A 25,242-nucleotide genomic window follows, 5' to 3' on the forward strand; every position below is an offset into this window, starting at 1 on the left:
ACTCAGATCAAGTTGCGCGCTCCTGCCGCACCCGGCGTTTGATCCAGGTTGCAAAGGCTTGCGTTGCCGGGCGCAAAACGCCGCGGGGCGTGACAAGGTGATACCCGCTATTGGGGTCGCTTTGCGTAAACAAAACCCGCAGGCGCCCGGCGGCGATATCAGCCTCGACAAAAGTGCGGGAGGTGCCGGCGATTCCTTCGCCCCGACGCATGGCGTCAAGGATGTAGAACCCCGGCAGACGGGCGATATCGGTATGCGCGCTCAGGGGCATGCCTTCGGAGGCAAGCCAGTTCTCCATCTCTTTATGGCCGTCTTCCAGCAGCCACGGGAATTGCGCCACTTGCGTCATGTCGGTGAACACCGTGTCGCCGATCAGGTCGGGGCTGGCGGCGATGACATAGTCGGAATGCAGCAACAAGGTGCTGTCCAGCCCTGCCCAGTTGCCACGGCCAAAGCGGATGGCCAGATCGTGCCCGCCGGGCCCCAGTTTCTCGATTTGTGAAGAAGGGTTGATCACAACATCGATCCCGGGGCAGTCCGCGCGGAACTGCGCCAGCCTCCCAACCAGCCAGTTCGAGGCAAAGGTTGGTGTAGTGGCAACGCGAACCGGTTGGCTGCTGACATCTCCTCTTAAATGTTCCACCATGTCTGAGATTTGCTGAAACCCTGAGACAAGGCCAGCGGCCAGCTGCCGTCCCTCGGCTGTCAGAGTCAGCGCACGGGCAGAGCGGTCGACCAACGGTCGGCCCAATACCTCTTCAAGTTGCCGTATTTGTTGGCTTATTGCGGCGTGGCTAACATTCAGCGCCGCGCCTGCCTCGGTCACGTTTCCACGTTCGGCAAAGGCTGCAAAGGCGCGCAGGGCGGCCAGTGGGGGAAGGTTTCGCCAGTCTATCATGTAAGCCAAGGTTACATTTCAGAAATATTCCTGACTGGCAGAGTGACGTGAAACGGCGCAACGATCAAGGCAGATATCACAAGGAGATTGCCATGAAGATCGGCCAATTGTCGGATCGGGTTGCCGCCCGTCTGAACCGGGCGCAACTGCGCCCCTATCACCCTTCGCAAGACGCCGAGGCGCGGCGGCGGGCGCGGATGGAGTTCGAGTTGCGGGTTATCCGGGAAGTGGGCGCACGACGCGCCTGAGGAAACAGGCACCGACCCCGAGGAAACGCGCGAACAGGATCTAGGGTCGGTGCCATATTCCGGGGCCGTTAGGCCCCGAAACCTGTGTTATTCACCACCGCCAAGCTGGTGGACATAGGCCGCGACAGCGCGGATATCAGCCTCGGACAGGCGGTCTGCCCAGCTGGGCATCACGCCAAAGCGCGAGTTGGTGACCGTCTGCGTCAGCGCCTCTTCCGAGCCACCGAACAGCCAGATCGCATCCGTCAGGTTGGGCGCACCCTGATCGCGGTCGCCGGTGCCGGTTTCGCCGTGGCAGGCCGCACAATTGTCCGCAAAGACCACCGCCCCGTCAGCAGCCAGCGCTGCGTCGTGGGTCTGGCCGGAAAGGCTGCGAACAAATTGTACGGCCTGGGCGATCTCCTCCTCCTCAAGGATATCGCCAAAGGCTGGCATCTCCGAGTAACGGGCGTCGCCGTCGGTCTCGTTGCGGATGCCATGCGACACGGTGAAATGAATGGCCTCGATATCGCCACCCCACAGCCAGTCATCGTCCAGCAGGTTGGGGTAACCCACGGCGCCTGCTGCACCGGATCCATGGCACTGCGCGCACCAGGTCTGGAACACGGCAGCGCCGGCATTCACGGTGTAGTTGGCCAGTTCGGCATCGGCGGCGATACCGGTCAGGTCGGCGGCCACCAGCTTGGCCTCGATCGGGGCGTTCATCTCGTCGAACTTCGCGATCTCGGCGGCCACTTCGGCGCGGGTGGAATACCCCAGCACACCCTTGGTGGCACTGTTGATCAGCGGCCATGCCGGGTAGGCGATGGTATAGCCGATGCCCCAGATGATCGTGGCATAGAAGGTCCACAGCCACCACCGCGGCAGGGGGTTGTTATACTCTTCGATCCCGTCCCAGCTGTGGCCGGTGGTATCGACGCCGTTCTTGTTTTCGTCACTCATTGCCGCGGCTCCTTCGCGGGTTTGTCTTCGTTGCGAAAGGGGATCGCGGCGCTGTCACGATGGCCGGGGGTCGATCCGGGCCGAAAGGCCCAGACGATGACGCCCAGAAAGAACAGGAACAGTGCCAGCAGGGCCCAGCTATCGGCAAAGGCGCGGGTGATGGTGTAAGTGTCCATTTTGGCCTCCGTTGATTAGCGGTTGGGATCAGGCTGGAAGGTCGAGAAATCGACCAGCGTGCCCAACATCTGCAGGTAAGCGATCAGCGCATCCGCCTCGGAAATGCCCGGCTGACCATCGAAGTTACGAACCGGGACATTCTCGCCGTACCGTTCGAACAGGCCGTCGGTATCGCCCCACGGATCAATCTGCGCCTGGAAGTCGGCTTGCGCGTTCTCCAGCATTTCATCCGTGTAAGGTACGCCAACCATCTTGTGCGCCTTCAGGCTGTCGATGATGTATTCGCCCTCGATCAGCTTGCGCTCAAGAAACGCGTATTTGGGCATCACCGATTCCGGCACAACCGATTGCGGGTCACGCAGGTGGTCGACATGCCATTCATCCGAATAGCGCCCGCCCACCCGGGCCAGATCCGGCCCGGTGCGTTTGGACCCCCACTGGAACGGATGGTCATACATCGATTCCGCCGCAAGGCTGTAATGGCCATAGCGTTCGACCTCGTCCCGCATGGGGCGGATCATCTGGCTGTGGCAGACATAGCAGCCTTCGCGGATATAGACGTCGCGCCCCGCCAGTTCGAGCGGCGTGTAGGGACGCACGCCGTCGACCTCTTCGATCGTGTTCTCGATATAGAAGAGCGGTGCGATCTCTACGATGCCGCCAACCGTGACCACCAGGAAGCTGAAGGCCAGAAGCAGCGTGGCGTTCTTTTCAAGGACTTTATGTTTGTCGAGGATTGCCATTTCAGCCTCCGTTACTCAGCCGGAACCGCGGCGTGATTGGTTTGCACTTCTTTGCCGGCCGTGACGGTTTTCCAAAGGTTGACGCACATGATCACGGCGCCAGCCAGGTACATGACCCCGCCCAGACCACGCACCACAAACATCGGGTACTTGGCGGCAACGGTGTCGGCGAACGAGTTCACCAGGAACCCTTGGGCATCCACTTCGCGCCACATCAGGCCCTCCATGATGCCGCTGACCCACATGGCGGCGGCGTAAAGGATGATGCCGATGGTGGCCAACCAGAAGTGCCAGTTCACCATGCTGAGGCTGTAAAGCCGCTCGCGGTTCCACAGCTTGGGCACCAGGAAGTACAGCGCGCCGAAGGTGATCATACCGTTCCAGCCCAAGGCGCCGGAATGTACGTGGCCAATGGTCCAGTCGGTGTAATGCGACAGCGAGTTGACCGCCTTGATCGACATCATCGGGCCCTCAAATGTGGACATGCCGTAAAAACCGATCGAGATCACCATCATGCGGATCACCGGGTCGGTGCGCAGCTTGTCCCAGGCGCCCGACAGGGTCATCAGGCCGTTGATCATGCCGCCCCAGCTGGGCATCCACAGGATGATCGAGAACACCATGCCCAGCGTCGAGGCCCAGTCAGGCAGCGCGGTATAGTGCAAATGGTGCGGACCAGCCCAGATATACAGGAAGATCAGCGCCCAGAAGTGGATGATCGACAGCTTGTAGCTGAAGACCGGGCGTTCGGCCTGCTTGGGCACGAAATAATACATCATGCCCAGGAACCCGGCGGTCAGGAAGAAGCCCACCGCGTTGTGCCCGTACCACCATTGCGTCATGGCGTCTTGCACACCGGCAAAGACCTGCACCGATTTCGAACCGAAGATCGACACCGGGATCGACAGGTTGTTGACCACGTGCAGCATGGCCACCGTGACGATAAAGGACAGCAGGAACCAGTTGGCGACGTAGATGTGTTTCTCGCGCCGTTTGATAATGGTGCCCAGGAACACGGCCAGATAGGCGACCCAGACGATGGTCAGCCACCAGTCGACGTACCATTCAGGCTCGGCATATTCCTTGCCTTGCGTCGCGCCCAGCAGATAGCCGGTAGCGGCCAGAACGATAACCAGCTGGAACCCCCAGAACACGAACCACGCCAGGTTGCCGCCCCACAGTCGCGCGGCGCTGGTGCGTTGCACGATATAGAACGAGCTGGCGATCAGGGCGTTCCCCCCAAAGGCGAAGATCACCGCCGAGGTGTGCAACGGGCGCAGACGGCCAAAGTTGGCATAGCCTTGCGCCCAGTCAAAGTTCAGCGCCGGAAAAGCCAGCTGAAAGGCGATGAACGTACCCGCGGCAAATCCTACCACGCCCCAAAAGGCGGTGGCGATCACGCCGGCGCGGATCACGTCATCCATGTATTCGTTTTGCGGTGCGGCCTTCACCGGTTCGTCGGTGCGGCGCGCCGTCCAGATGAACAACCCGGCAGCCACAACCATGACTGTCAGTGCGTTCACCAGATAGGCCGCATCGCGCGCATAATTGGCGGCGTAAGCGGCCAAAAGCGCGATGATGCCCAATATGGCCATCTTAAAGTAATTCATTTCCTGCGTCCCTTCTTCGTCTCGATACGAATCGATCCTGACAGGCGTTTGGCCTGCAATTGGGGGTATGGACCGCAGCGGGACATCGTCGCTTTGATCCAAATCAAGGCGCGAACGGGCCGGGGGGACTTTGCTAGGGATGCGGGCCGAAGGGCGCGTATTCATGACATGCAAAGGATCTGAAAGATGGCCTATAAATCGATACTCACCATCGTCACCGGCCCGGATCTGGGGGCCGAGGCTCTGGACACAGCGCTGGGTGTAACCAACGCTCAGGGCGCGCATCTGGACGTGATGTGCTTGGGCGTGGACCGTGTTCAGGTCGGGTTCTATCACGCAGGCGCCAACGCGGTTCTGATGCAAGAGACCCTTGCGCAGGCGCAGGCAGACGCCGAAGAGGCGCTGACCGCCGTCAAGGCCCGGCTGACCGCAGAAACGGTGCCGTGGAGCGCTGATTCGGTGGCTTTGCAGACCGCCGCGATGCCGCATGTGATTGGCCGCCGGGCGCGATTCTGTGATCTTGTTGTTTTGCCGAAACCCTATGGGCCGGCGCGCAGCATCGATCACGAAGCCATGGCCGAGGCTGCGTTGTTCGACAGCAACACGCCTGTGGTCTTTACCCCCGCAGGCAGCGATTTCACCGCCATGCCGAAACGTGTGGTGGTCGGGTGGAACCAAAGCGCCGAAGCACTGCGTGCGATCCGTGCTGCCTTGCCGATGCTGCAACAGGCCGATCAGGTTAGTGTGGCCATCATAGACCCGCCGCGCCATGGCCCCGACCGGTCTGATCCCGGCGGCCTGTTGGCACAGATGCTGGGCCGGCACGGTGTGCGGGCCGAGATCTCGGTTCTGGCCAAGACATTGCCGCGGGTGTCGGACGTGCTGTTGCGCCATGCCGGTGACTTCGACGCCGATATGATCGTGATGGGCGCCTATGGCCATTCGCGGTTCCGCGAGGCAATCCTGGGTGGCGTCACCCGCGACATGCTGGGAGAGGCCGAGGTGCCGGTGCTGATGGCGCATTGATCCGGGCCTCGCCGCGCGTCGTGTAACCGAGACATTGCGCGGCTAGACTGGCGGCATGACCGTTACGCTTTACTCCGCGGCGCAGAACTCGGCCGGTGAACGGGTGCGGATTGCGCTGAACCTCAAAGGGGTGGCGTATGATTACGTGCCCATGGCCACGCTGAGCCGGGCCGAACGTCGGGCGCGCAACCCGCAGGGGCTGATGCCCACATTGCAGGTTGGTGATGCCTATATCACGCAGTCGCTGGCGGCGCTGGAGTATATCGCAGCCGAGCTGCCCGGCCCGCCCCTGTTGCCGCCAGACCCGGTTCTGGCGGCGCAGTCACGCAGTGTTGCGTTGGCGGTGTGTGCCGAAATGCACGCCATCACGGTGCGGCGCGTGCGTCGCTATCTGGCTGACGAGATGCAGCAGGACGATACCGCGATCGCTGCCTGGTACGCGCATTGGACAGCCAAAACCTTTGCCGCGCTCGAGCTGCAACTGGCCCCCCACCACCGGCCCGGTGCCTTTGCCTTCGCCGATTACCCCACCTTTGCCGATATCGCGCTGGTGCCGCAAATGGCCAATGCGCGGCGCTTTGATTGCGCGCTGGACCCGTACCCGACATTGCAACAGATCGAGGCCGCCTGCACCGCCCTGCCGGCCTTTCAGGCCGCGCAACCCGCGCGTCAGCCCGATTACTCGGCCCCGCCCGGCTGAGCAGGCTCAGACCAGCACGCCGCCGTCGGTGTCGTCGCCGGTTTCTTCGATCAGGCGGTGGAAATCAGGCACGGTGATACCACGCTTACCTTCCAGCACGATCACCCCGTCGCGCTTCAGGGCCGAGATCTGGCGACTGACCGTTTCCAGCGTCAGGCCCAGATAGTCAGCCGTCGCCTCGCGGGTCAGGGGCAGATCAAAATGTGCGCCGTCAGTGGGCGTCGCCTTTGTACCTGTGGAATTGCGGCGCGCGATGATGACCAGCAGGCTGGCGATTTTCTCGCGCGCGGTTTTGCGGCCCAAAAGCAGCATCCACTCTCGGGCAGCATCCAGTTCGTCCAGCGTCATTTCCAGCAAGCGTTGCGCGATATGCGGTGTGCGCACCATCAGCTCTTCGAACGGGGCGCGGCGGAAACAGCACATGGTCAGCTTGGTCGCAGCCACCGTGTCATAGGCCGCTGTCCCGCGCCCCGGGCGGCCAACGAAATCGGACGGCAGCAACAGGCCCACCATCTGGGTGCGGCCATCCTCCATCGTCTGGTTCAGCGTGGCGATCCCCTCGACCACCGAGCCCAGAAAATCCATCTGATCGCCCGACCACACGATGGTCTGCCCCGGTTCGAAGCTGCGGTAATATTTGATCGCCTCAAGCAGTGCCAGTTCATCGTCGTCACAGCGCGCACAAACCGCCCGGTGCCGGATCGGGCAACTGTCGCACTGAATACGGGTGAACGTCATATCCGTCATGTTTTGGCCGTCCGTTGATTTCGATCAAGGTTACGATAGCCGACTCGCGCTAAACGCGCCCTATGATGACAGAAACTTTTCTTGCGCGCATGGGTCTTTTTGACGCCCGGGCTCCGCGCTATACCAGTTACCCCACGGCCCCACATTTCAACGGGTCTGTGACGGGCTCGGACTTCACCAATTGGGTGCGGGCGATTCCCGAAGCCGGGCAAGTTTCCTTGTACATTCACGTGCCGTTTTGCCGGCGTCTGTGCTGGTTCTGCGCCTGCCGAACACAGGGCAGCCAGACGCTGAGCCCGGTTGCTGCCTATGTCGACACCCTGCTGGCCGAGCTGCGATTGCTGGCCGCGCAACTGCCCAAGGGTGTGACGCTGTCGCGGCTGCATTGGGGCGGTGGCACGCCCACGTTGCTGTCGCCTGATCTGATCGACACGCTGGCCGGCGCAATTTTCGACGTGCTGCCCGCAGGGCCCGGCACCGAGTTCTCGGTCGAGATTGACCCCAACGAGCTGGACGAACCGCGCCTGCAGGCGCTGGCGCGCGCCGGGATGAACCGCGCCTCGATTGGGGTGCAGGATTTTGATCCGCTGATCCAGCAGACCATCGGGCGCGAACAAAGCTATGAGGTGACGCGCGACGCGGTCGAGATGCTGCGTGGTTGTGACATTCACAGCCTGAACGCGGATATCCTGTATGGCCTGCCCTACCAAAACGAACGACGCATCACGAACTCGGTGGAACAGCTGATCGCGCTGAATCCCGACCGCGTGGCGCTTTATGGCTATGCCCATGTGCCATGGGTGGCCAAGCGACAGCAGATGATACCGACGGACCATTTGCCAACCCCGGTTGAACGCTGGCAGTTGTTCAACACGGCCGAGGCGTTGTTCACCAAGGCAGGATATCGCGGCATTGGGATCGATCATTTCGCGCGTCCCGGTGACGGTTTGGACCTGGCGGCACGGGCTGGCACGCTTCACCGCAACTTCCAGGGCTATACCGATGATCAATCTGAGGTTCTGATTGGCCTGGGCGCGTCCTCCATCTCGCGTTTCCCGCAGGGATATGCGCAAAACGCGCCCTCAACCTCGGCCTATGCGCGGGCGGTAAGCGAGGGGCAATTTGCCACCACGCGCGGGCATCGGTTCTCGGGCGATGACCGCCTGCGGGCGCGGGTGATCGAAGCGCTGATGTGTTACTTCCGCGTCTCGGAGGAGGATTTGAATGCGCGGTTTGGGACAAGCGAAGACGGCGCAAGCGCGCTCTTTGCACCCGCGTTGGAGGAGTTTGGCGAGGTTCTGGAGATGCATCGTGGTGATCTGCTGATCACTGACGAAGGTCGGCCCCTAGCCCGTCTGATTGCACGCAGCTTCGATGCCTATGAAATGGCCGCGAATGGTCACAGTCTGGCGATCTAGGGTGGCCTAGGCCGTTTCCCCTACGGGCTGAAAAGCGGCGGCCATCAGTTCGCGCGTATAGCCCGAGCGCGGATTGGCGAAGACCTGTTCGCAAGAGCCCGCTTCGACGATGTCGCCCCGTTTCATCACGATCACCTTGTGGCTGAGCGCGCGCACAACCTTCAGGTCGTGGCTGATGAACAGATAGGCCAGGTTGTATTTGCGCTGCAATGTGCGCAGCAGTTCCACGATCTGCACTTGCACCGTCATATCCAGCGCCGAGGTTGGCTCGTCCAGAACCACCAGCCGCGGCCGCAGGATCATCGCGCGGGCAATGGCGATGCGCTGCCGCTGGCCACCGGAAAACTCGTGCGGGTATCGATGCGACATGTCGGGGTTCAGCCCCACCTCGGTCAAGATCTCGGCCACCAGGTCTTCTTTGCGCTGACCGGGCGCCAACCCGTGCACGCCCAGACCTTCGGCAATGATTTCGCCGACATTCATGCGCGGTGAAAGCGAGCCGAACGGGTCCTGGAACACGATCTGCATGTCGCGGCGCAGCGGGCGCAGGTCCTTGGACTTCCACGATTGGATATTGGTGCCCTCGAAATGGATATCCCCCTTGCTGGAGATCAGCCGCATGATCGCCAGTGCGAGGGTGGTTTTTCCTGATCCGCTTTCGCCCACGATGCCCAGTGTCTCGCCGGCGCGCACGTCGATCGTGGCCTCGTTCACCGCCTTCACATGGCCAACGGTGCGGCGCATGAGCCCGCGTTGGATCGGGAACCAGATGCGCAGCTTGTCGGTGCGGATCACCTCGGTTGCGTCAGGCGACACCGGGTCGGGATGGCCGGCGGCCTCGGCCTCCAGCAGCATGCGGGTGTATTCGTGTCGCGGGTTGGCAAAGATTTCGGCGGTGGGGCCAGCTTCGACAATCTCGCCGTCTTTCATCACGCAAACCCGGTCGGCGATCTTGCGGACAATGCCCAGATCGTGGGTGATGAACAGCATGCTCATCCCCTCGGCCGCCTTCAGCTCGGCCAGCAGGTCGAGGATCTGCGCCTGGATCGTCACGTCCAGCGCCGTCGTCGGCTCGTCGGCGATCAACAAATGCGGGCCATTGGCCAGCGCCATGGCAATCATCACCCGCTGCCGCTGCCCGCCGGACAGCTGATGCGGGTACGACTTCAGGCGGCTTTCGGGCTCGTGAATGCCCACCTTGTGCAGCAGTTCGATAATGCGATTTCGCGCAGCCTCACCGGCCAGTCCCTGATGCAAAGCCAAACTTTCGCCCAGCTGCTTTTCGATTGTGTGCAGCGGGTTCAGCGAGGTCATCGGTTCCTGGAAGATGAAGCTCACATCGTTGCCGCGGACCTTGCGCAGCAACGTCTCGTCCGCGCCGATCATTTCCTGGCCGTCATAGGTGACAGACCCCGACAGCGAGGCGTTATCCGCCAACAGAGACACAGTCGACAGGGCCGTCACCGATTTGCCCGACCCGCTTTCGCCCACCAGTGCCACGGTCTCGCCGCGTTGCACATCGAACGACACCTTGTGCACGGCCTCGCTTTGCTGGCCTTCCTGCAGGAACGATACCGACAGTTCGCGAACCTGAAGCAAAGCGGTCATTGAAACGTCTTTCTGGGGTCAAACGCGTCACGCACGCCTTCGAAGATGAAGACCAGAAGCGACAGCATGATGGCGAAGGTGAAGAAGGCCACGAAGCCCAGCGACGGCACTTGCAGGTTGTTCTTGGCCTGCAGCGTCAGCTCGCCCAGCGACGGGGCCGACGATGGCAGGCCAAAGCCAAGATAATCCAGCGAGGCCAGCCCGGCGATGGTGCCAGTGATGATGAACGGCAGCAGTGTCAGCGTGGCGACCATGGCATTTGGCAGCATGTGGCGGAACATGATCACCCTGTTAGACACGCCCAGGGCGCGCGCGGCGCGGACATATTCGAAATTGCGCGCCCGCAGGAACTCGGCCCTTACCACGCCAACAAGCGCTGGCCAGCCGAACAGGATCGACAGGAACACCAACAGCCAGAAGGACCGGCCCAGGATCGCAAAGAGGATGATGATGATATAAAGATTGGGTGTAGAGCCCCAGATCTCCAGAAGTCTTTGAAAGATAAGGTCTAACCAGCCGCCGAAATAGCCCTGCACAGCACCGGCCGCAATGCCGATGATCGAGGCGCAGACCGTGACGATGATCGTATAGACGATGGACAGGCGGAACCCATAGATCACGCGGGCCAGCACATCACGCGAGCTGTCATCGGTGCCCAGCCAGTTTTGCGCCGTGGGCGGGCCGGGCGCGACGCCGTCCGTATCAACAATGGTTTGATAATGGTATGGCACCAAGGGCCAGATGATCATGCCTTTGGCAATCTCTTCGCCTTCCACCACACCATCCTTGGCGTCTTCGATCACCGCCTCGGGGTCGTCGAAACAGATGTCTAACCCGCCCGAGACAATCAGGCACTGCACCTCGGGCTGGCTGTAATCGGCTTCGGTGCGGAAGTCGCCGCCAAAGGCGGTTTCGGGATAAAACTGCGTGACCGGGGTGAAAAATTCGCCCTGATAGCGCACCAGAAGTGGCTTGTCGTTGGCGAGGAGCTCTGCAAAGAGCGACAAGCCGAACAGGATGCCAAAGATGATCAGCGACCAATAGGCCCGGCGATTTGCAACAAAGTTTGCAACTCTGCGCTTGTTCAGAGGCGAAAGTTTAAACATTTCTCAGACCTCCCGCGCCTCAAAGTCGATCCGCGGATCGATGAAGACATACATCAGATCCGACAGAATCCCGACCAAGAGGCCGATCAGGCCAAAGACAAACAGCGTGCCAAACACGATCGGGTAGTCGCGCTGCAACGCGGCCTCGAACCCCATGCGGCCCAGCCCGTCCAGCGAGAAGATCGTCTCGATAATCAGCGAGCTGCCGAAGAACACCCCGATGAACACGGCCGGAAAGCCGGCGATCACGATCAGCATGGCGTTGCGGAAGACGTGGCCATACAGCACCCGCCCCTCGGACAGGCCCTTGGCGCGGGCGGTCATGACGTAGTGCTTCTTGATCTCGTCCAGAAACGAGTTCTTGGTCAGCAGCGTCAGCGTGGCAAAGCCCGAGATCGAGGTGGCCACAACCGGCAGCGTGATGTGCCAGAAATAGTCGGCAACCTTGCCCAGCGCGCTGAGGTCGTCGAAATTGTCGGATGTCAGCCCCCTGAGCGGGAAGATCTTCCAATAAGATCCGCCCGCGAACATGACCAGCAACAGGATGGCGAACAGGAACCCGGGAATGGCATAGGCGGCGATGATCGCACCCGATGTCCAGCTGTCAAACGGTGTGCCGTCGCGCACCGCCTTGCGGATACCCAGCGGGATCGACACGACATAGGCGATGATGGTGGACCACAGACCCAGCGTGATTGAGACGGGCATCTTCTCCCATACCAGTTCAAAGACCGGCGTGTCGCGGAAGAAACTGTCGCCGAAATCCAGCGTCAGATAGTTGCCCATCATGATAAAGAAACGTTCGGCAATGCCGATATCCTGTTTCTCGCAGCCCTCGGCATCAAGATCGGGGTCGCCGACGTGATCCGGCCCGCAAACGATGCGGGCAAAGCCCATGTCAACTTCCAGCTGGTCCAGGAATTCCTGCGGCAGCCCGCGCGCGCCCAGATAGCGGCTGTCGTCGCCCAGATCCTCGACCTCTTCACCGCCACCGGCGATGTTCTGAAACACGTCGCCTTCGCCCTGGGCCCGTGCGATGACCTGTTCGATAGGGCCGCCCGGCACAAATTGGGTCAGCACGAAATTTATGATCATCACGCCCAGAAGCGTGGGGATGACCAGCAGCAAACGCCGTAGGATATACGCGCCCATGTGGTTCCGATCTGCTCGTTGTTCAGAAGGCGCCAGCGGCCTTCAGTTTTTCTGCCTTTTCGGCATTGTACCACCAGAAATCCAACTGGCCCAGCGCATAGGGCGGCAGCGGATCGGGGTGCTCGTAGATGTCGTAATAGGCCAGCGTGTAGGTGCCCTTGTACCATTGCGGCACCACGAACCGTTCGGCCCGCAGCACCCGGTCAAGGGCGCGCACGGCCACGTCAAGCTCGTCCTTGGTTTCGGCCTCGATGATGGTTTCGATCAAGGCGTCCGCCGCGGGGCTTTTCAGGCCGGCCTTGTTAAAAACCGAGGTGTCGGCGGTTTCCGAGCCGAAATATTGCCGCAGGCCCGCGCCGGGGAAAAAACCCATGCCGAAACTGTCGGTAATGATGTCGAAATCATAGCTGCGCTCGCGGTTGGTCATCTGCGCGGGGTCGACGCGCTCCATCTTGGCGTTAACGCCCAGGGACTTGAGGTTTTCCACATAGGGCAGGATCACGCGGTCAAACGATTGGCTGTCGTTCAGGAACTCGACATCCAGGGTTTGGCCGTCTTTGCGGCGCATCCCGTCATCGCCCACCTCCCAGCCCGCCGCGTCCAGCAGGGCCGAGGCTTTGCGCAGGTTCTTGCGGTCGATCTGACGGGGGGACGACACCGCGCCCGACACCGGCTCGGATGTCAGCACACCCTCGGGCAGCATGTCGGCCAGCGGTTCCAACAGCGCCAGTTCGGCCCCTTCGGGCACACCCGTTGCAGCGAGATAGCTGTTCTCCCAGAACGAGTCGATCCGGTCGTAGATGCCATAAAACAGCTTGTCGTTGGACCATTCGAAATTGAACATCAGCCCGATGGCTTCGCGCACACGCGGGTCTTCGAATTGCGGGCGGCGCAGGTTGAAGACAAAAGATTGCCCTGTGGCAATGTCGCCATCAATCGGCGTGTCCAGCTTGACCCAGCCTTTTTCCACGGCGGGGAAGTCGTAACCGGTGCCCCAGATCTTGGACGAGGCCTCGTTGCGGAATGTGTACTGGCCGGCTTTGAACCCTTCAAACGCGGCCTGATAGTCGCCGTAATATTCGATGCGGATGCTGTCGAAATTGCTGCGGCCGATATTGATCGGCAGGTCGTTGCCCCAGTAATCGGGGTTGCGTTTATAGGTGATGCTTTTGCCCACATCCATCTGATCCATCAGATAGGGGCCCGAGCCGACGAACGGGGTCAGCGTGGTTTCTTCCAGGTCATAGCCGTTTTCCTCGAAATCCAGTTTCGAGAAGATTGTCAGCCCGCCCACGGTCTGCGGCAGGTCGCGTTTGGCGTGGTCGGCCTTGAAGGAGAACTTGACCGACAGGGGGCCCAGTTTCTCGGCGCTTTCGACCTGTTTGGCCAGCACGGCGCGATAACTGGGCAGGCCCTTGGTCAGGAAGGTTTCGTAGGAAAAAATGACGTCATCGGCGGTAACCGGGTTGCCGTTTGAAAACCGCGCCTCGGGACGGATGTGGAAGATGACCCACGAGCGATCCTCGGGGTATTCCATGCTTTCGGCCAACAGGCCGTAGCTTGCCCCGATCTCGTCAGCCGTGCCGGTCAGCAGCGACTCGTAAGGGGCCGAGGCCAGGGCGGCACCGCGCCCCTTGGTGGTATAGGGGTTCATCGTGTCGAACGTACCGAAGGCCCACAACGAAATCTCACCACCTTTCGGCGCGTCGGGGTTCACGTAAGGCAAATGGGTGAAATCGGCCGGCAGGTTCAGACCACCAAAGGTCGAAATGCCGTGGGACTTGGTTACATGCCCGTCGGCCCTTGCGAAGGGGGCGAACAGAACCAGCGCCAACAGAACAAGCGGCAGGATCAGCAGCGGCAAGAGGCCCCTTTGGCTGGGCGCGGGTTTGCGGGCTGCGATTGCGCGAGCGGTGGCGGGTTTGTTCATCGACGTCCTCCGAACATGTGGCATTTGACAAGTTAATCTAACGCTAGCGGCGGCAAGGGCGAGGTTTCAAGCAAAGAAATCGCGATCACGTGTGATCAAATCAAAAAAACGGGTGTGGCGTGGAATTGGCCGGAAAATGGGTTACAGCGCGCGCAGGCTATAGTCTGGCGACCCGTTCCATTCCATGGCCCAACTGGCACCGGGCCTCACATTCTGGATGATTCCCGGATCAAAGGCGACAAAGCAACGCCCACCTGAATGCCGGACCGAGGGGTAAAGCAATCCACGATGTCCTTGCCGTTGCAGCTCTTCGGCAAGCGTTTGACCGGCTGGATAGCCGGCAATCGTGTCCGCCTGCAGCGCGGGGTGGGAAGGTTGATCGCCAAGATCGGGGAAATCACCGATGAAATCGGCCAGAAGCTCTACGTAGATCGCGTGATCTTCGTAGATGCCGATGTATCCCAGTTCGCGCGTGCGGTGGTATCCCACCTCTGCCGCCGAGGTCAGGGTTTCGAAACTGCAATACCACGCGCCGCGATCCCCGGTGTTGAACCGGTTGCCCGTGGGGCGGGTATAGGTGAAGGCGGCGTTGATATGGGTTTGGCCGTAAACGCGCAGGTCTTCGGCGCGGCGGGCAAATACAAGCTCGCGCCGGTCGATGCCAGGGGTGCCTTCCTGTTCGGCCATGATCCGGGCGCTTGTCATGGCTTCGAGCGCGGCGAGGGTTTCGGCCTCGTCATCGCTGTCAACAAGGCCGCGCAGTACGGGCGGTTTGTGATGGGTTTGCGGGATCAGACGAACGAGGCCGCGGTCATTCAGCGGCGTGAGCTTCACACGCCACCTCGCAAGGCATCAACGTACATGCGCACCCGCAGGATCTTTGGCAGACCGCCGGCGATCATCGCGTCCACCGGGCGCTGACCGTTGAATTCGGGTCCGGCATTGGCCAGACGCACCCATTGCGCGGCAATAGGGGCAGAGAAATACAGTTGCAGCGATTTATACAGCCCCACCAAGGCGCTGATGCGCAGGGTTTGATCCCGGGTCAACTCGCCCCCATAGCCGGGCTTGCGGGCGCGTTTCCACGTTGAAAGCGACATATCGGTCAGCGCCGCAGCCTCGGCCAGCGGCAGCGACCAGTCCTGTGCGATACGGTCAAACGCTTTCAGCGCGATGGCCTGTGTTTGCTTGGCCGAAGGGGGATGTCGGATGGGATCCAGCATAATAAGCAAAGATAGGGTCATATGATCCGATAATCAAGGCCATATGGCCCGAATCGGTTGCCCACAAAAAAGCCGCCCGGCATGGGGCGGCTTTCGAAATTCGTTTGGGGGCCGTTTAGCCGCCGATCGTTTGCAGATAGGCGATCAGGTTGGCGCGGTCTTCCGGCTTGGCCAGACCGTTAAAGCTCATCTTGGTGCCCGGTGCGTATTTCTTGGGGCTGGTCAGGAAGCCGTCCAGCGCCTCGGGCGTCCAAACGTCAACCACGGCGATCAGCTTGCCCGAATAGCCGAAGTCCTCGGCCGCAACGGCGCGGTCAACAATATTGTAGAGTGTTGGGCCGGTGCCTTGCTTGCCTTCTTCCAGAGCGTGACAGGACTTGCACTTGCCAAATACTTTCTCACCTTTGGTGGCGTCCGCGGCGGCAAAGTACTCGGCGAACGAGATCACTTCGACCTCTTCTTCCTCGCCATGTGCTTCGGCAACCTGGATCACGTAACCCGTGCTGGCATGCTCGTCACCGTGGGCACCATGGCCACCACCGGTGTGATAGATCGTCTCTGCGGCCCAGCCACCCAGAAGGAAGATCAGCAGAGCGCCACAAAGGCCACCAACAACTTTCGTCAACGTCATTGTGTCGAACATGTCGCGTTCCCGTAACTGCGTAATTCGCGGCTATCTATCCGCTTCCCTATGCGGGATGCAAGGTGTAGTTACCGCCTTCAGGCCCATATCGGGGGGGGAAGGACAATATGACACAACGCATTGCATTCCAGGGAGAGCTTGGCGCCTATTCGCACGAGGCCTGCCGCAATGCGCGCCCCGACATGGAGGCGCTTCCCTGCCGCACCTTCGAAGATGTCATCACCGCCGTGCGTCGTGGCGAGGCCGATCAGGCGATGCTGCCGGTGGAAAACACCACCTATGGCCGGGTTGCCGATATCCACCGCCTGTTGCCGGAAAGCGGGCTGCATATCGTCGACGAGGCCTTTGTGCGTGTGCATATCAACCTGTTGGCGGTTCCGGGCGCCAAGCTGAGCGATGTGACCGAAGCGCATTCGCATCTGGTACTGCTGCCGCAATGCGCGGGTTTTCTGCGCGAACATAGCATTCAAGGCCGTGTCAGCCCCGACAATGCCCGCGCCGCGCGCGACGTGGCCGAATGGGCCGACAAGTCTCATGCCGCGCTGGCTAGCGAACTGGCGGCCGAGATCTATGGCCTGGACGTTTTGGCGCGGCATGTGGAGGACCATGACAACAACACCACGCGCTTTCTGATCATGTCACGCGAGCCTGACCTGAAGCGGCGGGGTGACCACGGCATGATCACCAGCTTTGTGTTCCGCGTCCGCAATATTCCGGCGGCGCTGTACAAGGCCATGGGCGGGTTCGCGACCAATGGCGTGAACATGACCAAGTTGGAAAGCTATATGGTGGACGGCTCGTTCTCGGCCACGCAGTTTTACGCGGATATCGAGGGCCACCCCGATGACCGCAATGTGCAACTTGCGTTGGAAGAACTGGAATATTTCACCAGCCAGATGTCGTTGTTGGGGGTTTACCCGGCCGATCCGCGCCGCCGTTAAGCGCGCCGCGGTGCACCGTTCAGCCGGACTTCCATATCACGGATGTACTTGTGAACGCCGTCCTTGAAACGTTGGGTGAGGTTCGCCCGCGCCAGCCGCAGTGACTGTACGAACAGGCGCGCGGTGATGGTTTTCGGCTTAACCTCGACCTCGATCTTCACGCGGGTCTGACGTGGCGAAAGTGCAACCAGCTGAATCTCCACAGCCGTTTCCAGACCTGCACCGTCGCCTTGCACGGACATGCCCTCTGGCGCTGAGAAATCCGTCACTTTTGCCTTCATCTTGCGGGCCTTGCCGCGGAACGCAAAAACAATCGACCACTTCGAGCCCAATCCAGGAGCCCCTTGGGGATCTTCGCGCTGAACCTCGGCACCGCGCCGCAAAGCAGCCCGTTCAGCAGTGTCAAAATCCGACAATGCAGCAAACACTGCATCAATCGGGGCAGAGATATCTTCGCGCGCAGAGAATTTCATGATTTTCCCGTGGTGGAATCCTGCCGATGTTTTGCGTTTATTCCAGTGTATCCGCAAGCCAGTTTCTAATCAAAAAATGCGCAATTGCGCCCTTTCTTGCAGGTGTTACATCCTTGTGCTCGCCTGCCATAATTTCGAGCATTTCTTCACGCGAAAACCACCGTGCATCCTCGATTTCGGCAGGGTCGATCTTGATTTCGGTGCTGGTCGCATGGCCGCGGCAACCGAACATCAACGAGGCCGGGAAAGGCCAGGGTTGCGAGGCGAGATACGCGACATCACCAACCTGAATGCCTGATTCTTCCAAAACCTCGCGTCGCACGGCACCTTCGATGGTTTCGCCCGGCTCAACAAATCCTGCCAGCAGCGAATACATGCCTTGCGGCCATCCCGGTGAACGGCCCATCAATACCGAATTCCCGTTTGTTATCAGCATGATCACAACCGGATCGGTGCGCGGGAAGTGATGGGCGCCGCAATCCGTGCAGGTTGCCTGCCACCCCGCCATCGACAGGCGATTGCGACCACCACACAAGGCGCAGAAGCGGTGCGTGCGGTGCCACTCCACAATCGCTTTGCTGGTGGCGGCCAACTCGGCGTGGCGCGGGGTCAGCCCCGCCATGATGCCCCGCAATTCGCGGAACACAACGCCGTTGGGCAGGTCGGGGTGTTGTTGGGCCGAGGGATCGAAAAAGCCGTTCAGGCTTTCAGGCAAGGCGTCGGGTTCCCAATCAGAGATATCGACGGCAAAGAGTCCCGCCTCGTTTTCCAACCCAAGGAACACGGCGGCCGGTTGGCGGTCTGCCAGAATCGGGTGAGCGGACGGCAAGAGCGCCAAGTCATCGTTTTCGGTAAGCGGTTTGCCGCGCCACAGCAGCAGTACCTGCGCCTTGGGGTCTTTCCACAGGGTGTCCAGCGCGGCCTCGTCCCCACGCAGATGCGCCGCCCGGTCCAGCCCTGAACCCCCAAATGTTACCGTTTCTGCGTCACGCATCGCTTTTCCTGCCAAACTGGGTTCGCCGCACACTAAGATTTGAACGAACGGTCAAAATTGCACTCGCCTTTAACGCGAAAAGTGCTGTCTCTTTCTGCATCAGCATCTATAGTGTCATTCGTCCGTCATGGTGTTCGTTTCTGTTGAGTGGTGGGAGTTTATTTGAGGAGTTTCCAGAAATGGCAAGCCAAACCCGGACACCGAACTTGAACCGCCGCAAATTTCTTGGCGGCACTATCGCGGGGGCGTCATTGATCGCGCTGCATCCTTTCTCGGCCAGGGCTGCGGGCAGCCAGGCGCATTTACGCATCATGGAGACGACGGACCTTCATGTGCATGTTTTTCCATATGATTACTATTCTGACCGTCCGATTGACACCGTTGGCCTTGCCCGGACCGCCGCACATATTGCCAATGTGCGTGCCGAGGCGACCAACTCGATGCTTGTAGATAATGGTGACTTTCTGCAGGGCAATCCCATGGGCGATTACATCGCTTACGAGCGTGGGATGAAAGAGGGCGACATGCACCCGGTGATCACCGCGATGAACGCGGTGGGTTTTGATGCCTCGGCGCTGGGCAATCACGAGTTCAACTATGGGCTGGATTTCCTGATGAAATCGCTGGCCGGTGCAAACTTCCCGGTTCTGTCGGCCAACGTGGTCAAGGAAATGGGCGCCACGCCGACGCAGGACGTGACGCTGGTGAAACCCTATACGATCCTCAAGCGCGAGGTTGTCGACGGGGCCGGTGCAACCCATGCCATCAACGTGGGGCTGATCGGCTTTGTGCCGCCGCAGATCATGAACTGGGACCGGCGCCATCTGGAAGGCAAGGTGCAGGCGCGCGATATCGTCGAGACCGCACGCGCCTATGTGCCCCAAATGAAGGAAGAGGGCGCCGACATCATCATCGCGCTCAGCCATTCGGGGATCGGGTCGGCCAACCACACCGACGGGATGGAAAACGCATCCGTGCCGCTGGCCGCTATTGACGGCATCGACGCGATCATGACAGGCCACAGCCATCTGGATTTCCCCGGGCCGCGCTATGAAGGCTTTGCAGCCGTTGACCACGTGAACGGCACCATCCACGGCAAGCCGGCTGTTATGGGCGGGTTCTGGGGCAGCCATCTGGGTGTGATCGACCTGATGATCGAACGCGCGGGCAATGAATGGAAAGTGGTTGCCGGCAGTTCCGAAGTGCGCCCGATCTCGAAACGCAACGAAGACCGGTCGATCACCGCGTTGGTCCAAAGCGATCAAATGGTGTTGGACGCCGTGGCCAAGGATCACGAAGAAACGCTGGCTTATGTGCGCCGCGCGGTAGGCAAAACCTCGGCCCCGCTGCACAGCTATTTCGCGCTGGTGGCTGACGATCCGTCGGTACAGATCGTGTCGATCGCGCAGAAATGGTACATCGAAGAGATGCTGAAAGGCACCGTGCACGAAGGCCTGCCGATCCTGTCGGCGGCGGCGCCGTTCAAGGCCGGTGGCCGCGGTGGCCCCGAATATTACACCGACGTGCCCGCCGGGGACGTGGCGATCAAGAACGTGGCCGATCTGTACCTTTATCCCAACACCGCGCGCGCGGTGCGCGTGACCGGGGCGCAGGTGAAGGACTGGCTGGAACGTTCGGCCGGCATGTTCAATCAGGTTGAGCCCGGCAAGGCCGATCAGGTGCTGCTGAACCCGAACTTCCCCAGCTATAATTTCGACGTGATCGACGGTGTGCAGTATCAGATTGATCTGAGCCAGCCGGCCAAGTTCGAAGACCGCTCGGGCGAGGTGGTGAACCCCGACGCCAACCGCATCGTGAACCTGACCTTCAACGGTCAGCCGGTGAAGCCAACCGACGAGTTCATCATCGCCACCAACAATTATCGCGCCGGTGGCGGCGGGAACTTCCCGGGCGCCGATGGCTCGACCACCGTGTTCGAGGCCCCCGATACCAACCGCGACGTGATCGTGCGCTATATCGTGGAACAGGGCACCATCAACCCGTCGGCCGACGCCAACTGGACCTTTGCGCCGCTGGAAGGCACCACCGTGCTGTTCGACACCGGCCCCAAGGCCGCCGAATACGCCGACAGCGTGCCGGGTGTGAACATGGAAGCCGCGGGCGAAGGCCCCGACGGCTTTGCCCGGTTCCGCATTCAGCTGTGAGCGGGTTTGCGGTAAGCAAATGAAACAAGCGCGGCGGCTGCGATGGTGGCCGCCGCAACCGTGAAGATCGCAGCCCCCAGCTGCACATAGGCAAGCCCGCCCAAAACCAGCCCCAGTATGCTGGCAACCGCAGCAGCGCTGCCGGCGAAACCCTGCACCGTTCCTTGCAGCTCGGGCCCCGCCGATTTCGACAGGGCAGATTGAAACGTGGGCCACATCAGGCCGTTGCCAAGGGCAATAAGCGCCGCGCCCAGATACAATGCAAACAGCTCGGGCCGTGTCAGGGCCACAAACCCGGCGGCCAGTACCAGCCCGCCATATACCATCAGCGTGCGCTCGCTGAACCTGTCGCTTGCCCACGACAGAACCGGCCCCTGAACCACCACCATCAGCAAGCTGAGCACGGCGAAATAGGTGCCGATCTCCACAACATCCCAATCAAGGGCGCCCACCGCATGCACCGGAAAAGTCGCATAGAAAAAACTGAACCCCATCATGATCAGAAAGTTAACCGACATCAGCGCTGGCATGTTGGGCAAATGCCAGAATGTAGGCTTTTGGCTGGCTGCATCGCATTCCAGTTTGTAGCTGGGCCGCACCTCCTGACCGTAAACACGGCACGCGTTGCGGGTGCCAACAGGCGCCTCGACCGGTGTCGGGATAACCTCTTGCAGGCCAAAACGGATCAGAACCAGCGCGACGGCCGAAATGGCAAAAGCGGTGGCCACAGGCAGCACCTCGCCCAGCACGGTTGCCCCCAGCAAGCCTGCCAGTGCCGGGCCGATGATAAAGCCCAGATTGGTCGACATTGCCATGCGCCCGTAATTGCGGCTGCGGTCTTGCTCGGAGGTTATATCGGCCAAATAGGCATTGGCCACCGACACGTTGCCGCCAGTTAGCCCGTCCGCCGCCCGCGCCAGAAACAGGACGATCAGGGGCAGTGTCAGCGCAAATTCGCCAAAAATCGCGCTGCTGATTTCCAGAAGCCGGGCATCGGGCAGCACGAAGGCAACAAGAAACAGCCCCCACGAGGCCAACGTTCCCGCCTGGCTGATCAACAACACGCGCCGCCGCCCGATCCGGTCGGACAGCCGTCCCAGCACCGGCGCGCCGATCAGTTGAAAGGCTGAATAGGTGGCCGCGATCAGGCCGTAAACCACCGCGTTGCCGCCCCACAGGGTGACCAGCGTCACCAGGAACGGCACCACGATGGAAAAACCAAGCGTGCCGACAAAATTCACGGCCAAAAGCGGCGCCAGCTGCTGCGATGGACTTGCGGTTGGGGGGTGATCGGTCATGATCAGACGCTAGCACGCCTGTGCCCGCGCCAAAAGCACTGCCTTGCCATCAACCGCCCCACCGGGGGTTGATTTCAAGGGATGCTCCGCCCTAGGTAGGGGCCGCGACCCAACGATACAGGACACCGCCGGTTGGGCCGATAGCCACCCGACCGAACGCGGGTGACGATGGTGCAGACATGACCCCCTCATTTGCAGCCGTGATCTTTGATCTGGACGGTACCTTGCTGGACACCGAGGCCAGCAATACCGAGGCGAGCCTGGCCGCGATGCGGGCTTTTGGATTGCCGCCGGATGAGGCTTTTCTGGAGCTGATGATCGGCCGCGATTACGAAACCTGCGAAGCGATGATGGCCGAGCGGTATCCCGGTATCGACCTGGCGGCCTATGGCCGCGTGCTGACCACCGAGTTGGAGCGGGTCGAGGCCGCGGGGTTCCCACTGAAACCCGACGTGCGCGAGGTTCTGGGTGATTTGCAGGCGGCCGGGAAGCCGCTGGCGCTGGTGACCTCGTCGCGGCGGTCGCGGGCGGATCTGAAGCTGAGCCGCGCAGGACTGACCGATTTCTTTTCGGTGACCGTCACGCTGGACGACGTGACCGCCGCCAAGCCGGACCCGGCGCCCTATGCGCTGGCGGCGCAGCAGCTGGGTGTTGCGCCCGACACATGCCTGGTGTTCGAAGACAGCGAAACCGGCGTGGCCTCGGCGTTGGGGGCGGGCATGAAAGTGGTGCAGGTGCCCGACATGTTGCCCGCCGGTGGCCACGCCCATGTGACCGCCGACACGCTGTGGGCGGGCGCGCATTCCGTCGGGTTGCCCGTGCGGGCTGCGGCGCCTTGCGAATCCGCTGTGTAACATCTATGTAAGCCCGTGAGGGGTTGGCGCGGGCAGGCGCCTCGCCAACCTGGTCAGGTCCGGAAGGAAGCAGCCACAACGAGCCCCGCTTGGGTCGATGTCCAACCTCTCACCCTACGACCGCTGTAACGTCTGGAGGAATTTAATGATTGTCATCACGCACCTTCAGGCAGGCGGTCTGTAAACGCGGCAACCCCGCGCGCCCCTGCCTGACAAACCACCCGTTTCGCCCGCGTTTGCGGCGCGATGGGTCGTGTTTTCCTGTAATCAGGCAGAGCAATGACTTTTTCTATGACAGACCTTGGATGGTCTAATTTCTTCGCCCGCCAGTCCGGCGGGGCGCCGGAGGGCGTGTGTTTTGGGCGCGTTGCCGAGGTGCAGCGCGACATGGTAACGGTGCTGGGTCCCGACGGGGCCGTCACGTGCGAGACCAAGGGCGGGCTGAGCACCGCCGAGATCGCCGTGGGCGATTGGGTGGCCTTGTCCGCCGATGGTCGGATCGACCACGTGTTGGACCGGCAGACTGAACTGAGCCGGCGGGCCGCAGGCACCGATGCGCGGGTGCAACTGATCGCGGCCAATGTTGATGTGCTGTTCATCACCTCCAGCTGCAACGCGGATTTCAACGCCGCGCGGTTGGAACGCTATCTGGCATTGGCGCAAGGCGCGGGGTGTTACCCGGTGATCGTGCTGACCAAGGCCGACACGGCCGAAGATCCGCGCGACTTTGCCGCGCAGGCCGAGGCGCTGGCGCCGATGCTGACCGTTTTGGCGGTGGATGCGCGCGACCCCGACGGGTTGGCGCAGGTGGCGGCGTGGTGTCCCAAGGGGCAGACGGCGGCATTGGTGGGGTCATCGGGCGTGGGCAAGACCACGCTGATGAACGGGCTGACCGGCGCTGGCGCCGAAACGGCGGGCATTCGCGAGGATGACGCCAAGGGCCGCCACACCACCACGGCGCGGTTTCTGCGGCCGATGACCAACGGCGGCTGGCTGATCGACACGCCGGGGATGCGGGCGCTGCGCCTCAGCGACACCGGCGACGGGATCGACGCGGTGTTTGCTGATCTGGCGGCACTGGCCCTGGACTGCCGGTTTTCCGACTGCACCCATTCGGGTGAGCCGGGCTGTGCGGTGCAGGCGGCGATTGACCGGGGCGAGGTCTCGGCCGAGCGGCTGGAACGCTGGCAAAAGCTGGTGGCCGAGGATGCGCGCAATAGCGAAACGCTGGCGCAATCGCGCGCCCGCGACAAGTCGTTCGGCAAGATGATCCGTCAGGTGAAATCCGAGATGAAACGGCGCGGCAAGTACTAGACGGTTATGGGTGCGAAAACCGCGCCCATAACACCACGCCGATCAGGGCCAGCAGCCCCAGGGCAATCAATGCCAGGGGCAACGTGCTGAGCAATCGCAGGGGGGTGCCTTTGGGCAGCCCCCGACCCGTCACGAATGCCACCAGACCAAGCGCGCCCGCCACCAGTTGCCAGCCCAGAAACCCGGTTATCCGGTTCATTCCGCGGGTGAACCCGTCGCCGGTTGGCGGCGTGGTGTGAAACGACCAGAATGCCCAAGCCATGACCGCCGCCCATGCCAGCAGCAGCAAAGAGACCAGTGTTGTAGGGTCGCGTTCAGGTTGGTTCATGCCGCACAATGTAGCGCATTTTAAGGCGAATGTGCGCCCTATCTGGCAGGAAAGGCCGCCTGCGCCTGCTCCTTGCTAAGCAGCTGCGGTGTGGCCACCGGGGCCCCCTTGGCATCAAAGAACGGGTTTTTGCGGAACCGCAGTGTCAGGATTGCCGGGATCACGCGCTTGGCAAATCGCAAGACAAAGGCGCGCACGGCCTTGTTCCCGCTGGGTTGAGGACGCTGGGCCGCGGGCAGGTGATCGCAAAAGGAATGAAGCTGCACCGGCCCCAGGTCTGCGTCCCCCATCGTGTCGGCGTAAAAGCTGGCGAACGGCGGCATGCGCCCGGCCAGGGTGTTGGCAATCGGGGTGCCGCAGCAGGATGCGTACCAGCGCAGCGGCCCTTTCGGCGTGAATTTGAGGCACGCCAGATGCTCGGACCCTTGGTCGATTGTGACATCATCCGGGGCAACCTGAACAAGGTTCACCCAGCCGCCGTCACGGATGTATTTATCGCCCGTGCCCAGATGGGTCGGAAAGCCGAGGCAATATTTGCAATAGCAGGTCAGATGTCCGATTTTTTGCGGCGTAACGCGGTCAATACGTCCCTGCATTTTGCCGCAGTCGCAAGCGAAGTTCAGCGTGGTTTGCATTGGAAGGCCCCATCAGGTTGCAGTGAAACCAAACAGGGCCAATTGGCCAGCGTCAACTGACAACCTGTT

General features: G+C 61.3%; 26 protein-coding genes and 1 other RNA gene. 9 read left to right on the forward strand and 18 right to left on the reverse strand.

Going from position 1 to position 25,242, the window contains the following annotated elements:
- Nucleotides 1–7 precede the first annotated feature (7 nt).
- Complete coding sequence (locus tag ACMU_RS12135; RefSeq protein WP_081805520.1) at nt 8–898, reverse strand: LysR substrate-binding domain-containing protein; 891 nt, start codon at nt 896–898, stop codon at nt 8–10.
- 92 nt (nt 899–990) lie between these two features.
- On the opposite strand from ACMU_RS12135, the gene ACMU_RS19500 reads away from it, so the two are divergent.
- Complete coding sequence (locus ACMU_RS19500) at nt 991–1,146, forward strand: hypothetical protein (RefSeq protein ID WP_161635674.1); 156 nt, start codon at nt 991–993, stop codon at nt 1,144–1,146.
- 87 nt (nt 1,147–1,233) lie between these two features.
- Here the strand turns inward: ACMU_RS19500 and ccoP are convergent, their stop codons facing one another.
- From ccoP to ccoN, 4 genes are read right to left on the reverse strand one after another with little or no spacing between them, the layout of a single operon-like run.
- Nucleotides 1,234–2,088: a cytochrome-c oxidase, cbb3-type subunit III gene (gene ccoP, locus ACMU_RS12145; RefSeq protein ID WP_035259965.1), complete on the reverse strand. Its 855-nt coding sequence runs from the start codon at nt 2,086–2,088 to the stop codon at nt 1,234–1,236.
- Nucleotides 2,085–2,264: a CcoQ/FixQ family Cbb3-type cytochrome c oxidase assembly chaperone gene (locus ACMU_RS12150; protein ID WP_035259967.1), complete on the reverse strand. Its 180-nt coding sequence runs from the start codon at nt 2,262–2,264 to the stop codon at nt 2,085–2,087. Before ACMU_RS12150 ends, ccoP begins: the two co-directional genes overlap by 4 nt.
- A 15-nt stretch (nt 2,265–2,279) precedes the next feature.
- The gene (gene ccoO / locus ACMU_RS12155) at nt 2,280–3,008 is read right to left on the reverse strand and encodes a cytochrome-c oxidase, cbb3-type subunit II (protein ID WP_035259969.1); all 729 of its coding nucleotides are present in this window, start codon (nt 3,006–3,008) and stop codon (nt 2,280–2,282) included.
- A gap of 11 nt (nt 3,009–3,019) precedes the next feature.
- Nucleotides 3,020–4,618 (reverse strand): cytochrome-c oxidase, cbb3-type subunit I, encoded by a 1,599-nt coding sequence (gene ccoN, locus ACMU_RS12160; protein WP_035259970.1) that lies wholly within the window; start codon nt 4,616–4,618, stop codon nt 3,020–3,022.
- 186 nt (nt 4,619–4,804) lie between these two features.
- Between ccoN and ACMU_RS12165 the strand changes: the two genes are divergently transcribed.
- A complete protein-coding gene (locus ACMU_RS12165) occupies nt 4,805–5,644 on the forward strand; it encodes a universal stress protein (protein WP_035259971.1) in 840 nt (279 codons plus the stop codon).
- Nucleotides 5,645–5,699: 55 nt separating this feature from the next.
- Nucleotides 5,700–6,344 (forward strand): maleylacetoacetate isomerase, encoded by a 645-nt coding sequence (maiA, locus tag ACMU_RS12170; protein ID WP_035259973.1) that lies wholly within the window; start codon nt 5,700–5,702, stop codon nt 6,342–6,344.
- A gap of 6 nt (nt 6,345–6,350) precedes the next feature.
- Here maiA and fnrL read toward each other — a convergent pair whose 3' ends face one another.
- A complete protein-coding gene (gene fnrL, locus ACMU_RS12175; RefSeq protein WP_035259974.1) occupies nt 6,351–7,091 on the reverse strand; it encodes a transcriptional regulator FnrL in 741 nt (246 codons plus the stop codon).
- A gap of 62 nt (nt 7,092–7,153) precedes the next feature.
- Here fnrL and hemN point away from each other — a divergent pair, with 62 nt between their 5' ends.
- Entirely contained in the window at nt 7,154–8,509 is a 1,356-nt protein-coding gene (gene hemN, locus ACMU_RS12180; RefSeq protein ID WP_035259977.1) for an oxygen-independent coproporphyrinogen III oxidase, read from the forward strand.
- A gap of 6 nt (nt 8,510–8,515) precedes the next feature.
- On the opposite strand, the gene ACMU_RS12185 is transcribed toward hemN, so the two are convergent.
- The 7 genes from ACMU_RS12185 to ACMU_RS12215 form a co-directional block, all read right to left on the reverse strand.
- The gene (locus tag ACMU_RS12185; RefSeq protein ID WP_035259979.1) at nt 8,516–10,117 is read right to left on the reverse strand and encodes an ABC transporter ATP-binding protein; all 1,602 of its coding nucleotides are present in this window, start codon (nt 10,115–10,117) and stop codon (nt 8,516–8,518) included.
- Nucleotides 10,114–11,223: an ABC transporter permease gene (locus tag ACMU_RS12190; protein ID WP_035259980.1), complete on the reverse strand. Its 1,110-nt coding sequence runs from the start codon at nt 11,221–11,223 to the stop codon at nt 10,114–10,116. The genes ACMU_RS12185 and ACMU_RS12190 overlap by 4 nt, the downstream gene beginning before the upstream one ends.
- Before the next feature lie 3 nt (nt 11,224–11,226).
- On the reverse strand, nt 11,227–12,375 hold the full coding sequence (locus tag ACMU_RS12195) for a microcin C ABC transporter permease YejB (RefSeq protein WP_035259982.1): 1,149 nt from the start codon (nt 12,373–12,375) through the stop codon (nt 11,227–11,229).
- A 22-nt stretch (nt 12,376–12,397) separates the two neighbouring features.
- Nucleotides 12,398–14,305: an extracellular solute-binding protein gene (locus tag ACMU_RS12200; RefSeq protein ID WP_035259984.1), complete on the reverse strand. Its 1,908-nt coding sequence runs from the start codon at nt 14,303–14,305 to the stop codon at nt 12,398–12,400.
- Between the two features lie 141 nt (nt 14,306–14,446).
- Nucleotides 14,447–15,139: an RES family NAD+ phosphorylase gene (locus tag ACMU_RS12205; RefSeq protein WP_035259986.1), complete on the reverse strand. Its 693-nt coding sequence runs from the start codon at nt 15,137–15,139 to the stop codon at nt 14,447–14,449.
- Entirely contained in the window at nt 15,136–15,528 is a 393-nt protein-coding gene (locus tag ACMU_RS12210) for an antitoxin Xre-like helix-turn-helix domain-containing protein (RefSeq protein ID WP_051588308.1), read from the reverse strand. The genes ACMU_RS12205 and ACMU_RS12210 overlap by 4 nt, the downstream gene beginning before the upstream one ends.
- 115 nt (nt 15,529–15,643) lie before the next feature.
- Nucleotides 15,644–16,171 carry a c-type cytochrome gene (locus ACMU_RS12215; RefSeq protein ID WP_035259989.1) on the reverse strand — a complete coding sequence of 176 codons (528 nt, stop codon included), beginning with the start codon at nt 16,169–16,171 and terminating at the stop codon, nt 15,644–15,646.
- Nucleotides 16,172–16,278: 107 nt separating this feature from the next.
- Here ACMU_RS12215 and ACMU_RS12220 point away from each other — a divergent pair, with 107 nt between their 5' ends.
- On the forward strand, nt 16,279–17,112 hold the full coding sequence (locus ACMU_RS12220) for a prephenate dehydratase (protein ID WP_035259992.1): 834 nt from the start codon (nt 16,279–16,281) through the stop codon (nt 17,110–17,112).
- Here ACMU_RS12220 and ACMU_RS12225 read toward each other — a convergent pair.
- Both ACMU_RS12225 and nudC read right to left on the reverse strand, forming a co-directional pair.
- Nucleotides 17,109–17,585, reverse strand: a complete 477-nt coding sequence (locus ACMU_RS12225) for an SRPBCC family protein (RefSeq protein WP_035259995.1) — start codon at nt 17,583–17,585, stop codon at nt 17,109–17,111. The two genes, ACMU_RS12220 and ACMU_RS12225, sit on opposite strands and share 4 nt — an antisense overlap.
- Before the next feature lie 37 nt (nt 17,586–17,622).
- A complete protein-coding gene (nudC, locus tag ACMU_RS12230; RefSeq protein ID WP_035259996.1) occupies nt 17,623–18,579 on the reverse strand; it encodes an NAD(+) diphosphatase in 957 nt (318 codons plus the stop codon).
- Nucleotides 18,580–18,758: 179 nt separating this feature from the next.
- Between nudC and ACMU_RS12235 the strand changes: the two genes are divergently transcribed.
- The gene (locus ACMU_RS12235) at nt 18,759–20,744 is read left to right on the forward strand and encodes a bifunctional 2',3'-cyclic-nucleotide 2'-phosphodiesterase/3'-nucleotidase (RefSeq protein ID WP_035259997.1); all 1,986 of its coding nucleotides are present in this window, start codon (nt 18,759–18,761) and stop codon (nt 20,742–20,744) included.
- Here the strand turns inward: ACMU_RS12235 and ACMU_RS12240 are convergent.
- On the reverse strand, nt 20,735–22,042 hold the full coding sequence (locus tag ACMU_RS12240) for an MFS transporter (protein WP_035259999.1): 1,308 nt from the start codon (nt 22,040–22,042) through the stop codon (nt 20,735–20,737). The genes ACMU_RS12235 and ACMU_RS12240 overlap by 10 nt on opposite strands.
- Before the next feature lie 179 nt (nt 22,043–22,221).
- Here ACMU_RS12240 and ACMU_RS12245 point away from each other — a divergent pair, with 179 nt between their 5' ends.
- The 3 genes from ACMU_RS12245 to rsgA all read left to right on the forward strand — a co-directional run bounded on the left by ACMU_RS12245 (nt 22,222) and on the right by rsgA (nt 24,210).
- A complete protein-coding gene (locus ACMU_RS12245; protein ID WP_035260001.1) occupies nt 22,222–22,896 on the forward strand; it encodes an HAD family hydrolase in 675 nt (224 codons plus the stop codon).
- Between the two features lie 16 nt (nt 22,897–22,912).
- Nucleotides 22,913–23,011: signal recognition particle sRNA small type (ffs, locus tag ACMU_RS19090), an RNA gene on the forward strand.
- Nucleotides 23,012–23,187: 176 nt separating this feature from the next.
- On the forward strand, nt 23,188–24,210 hold the full coding sequence (gene rsgA, locus ACMU_RS12250; protein WP_236626256.1) for a ribosome small subunit-dependent GTPase A: 1,023 nt from the start codon (nt 23,188–23,190) through the stop codon (nt 24,208–24,210).
- Between the two features lie 4 nt (nt 24,211–24,214).
- Here rsgA and ACMU_RS12255 read toward each other — a convergent pair whose 3' ends face one another.
- Both ACMU_RS12255 and ACMU_RS18830 read right to left on the reverse strand, forming a co-directional pair.
- The gene (locus tag ACMU_RS12255) at nt 24,215–24,538 is read right to left on the reverse strand and encodes a hypothetical protein (protein ID WP_035260004.1); all 324 of its coding nucleotides are present in this window, start codon (nt 24,536–24,538) and stop codon (nt 24,215–24,217) included.
- A gap of 38 nt (nt 24,539–24,576) precedes the next feature.
- The gene (locus ACMU_RS18830) at nt 24,577–25,173 is read right to left on the reverse strand and encodes a DUF6151 family protein (protein ID WP_051588309.1); all 597 of its coding nucleotides are present in this window, start codon (nt 25,171–25,173) and stop codon (nt 24,577–24,579) included.
- Nucleotides 25,174–25,242 lie beyond the last annotated feature (69 nt).

This window comes from Actibacterium mucosum KCTC 23349, assembly GCF_000647975.1.
In the GTDB taxonomy this organism is placed as follows: Bacteria; Pseudomonadota; Alphaproteobacteria; order Rhodobacterales; family Rhodobacteraceae; genus Actibacterium; species Actibacterium mucosum.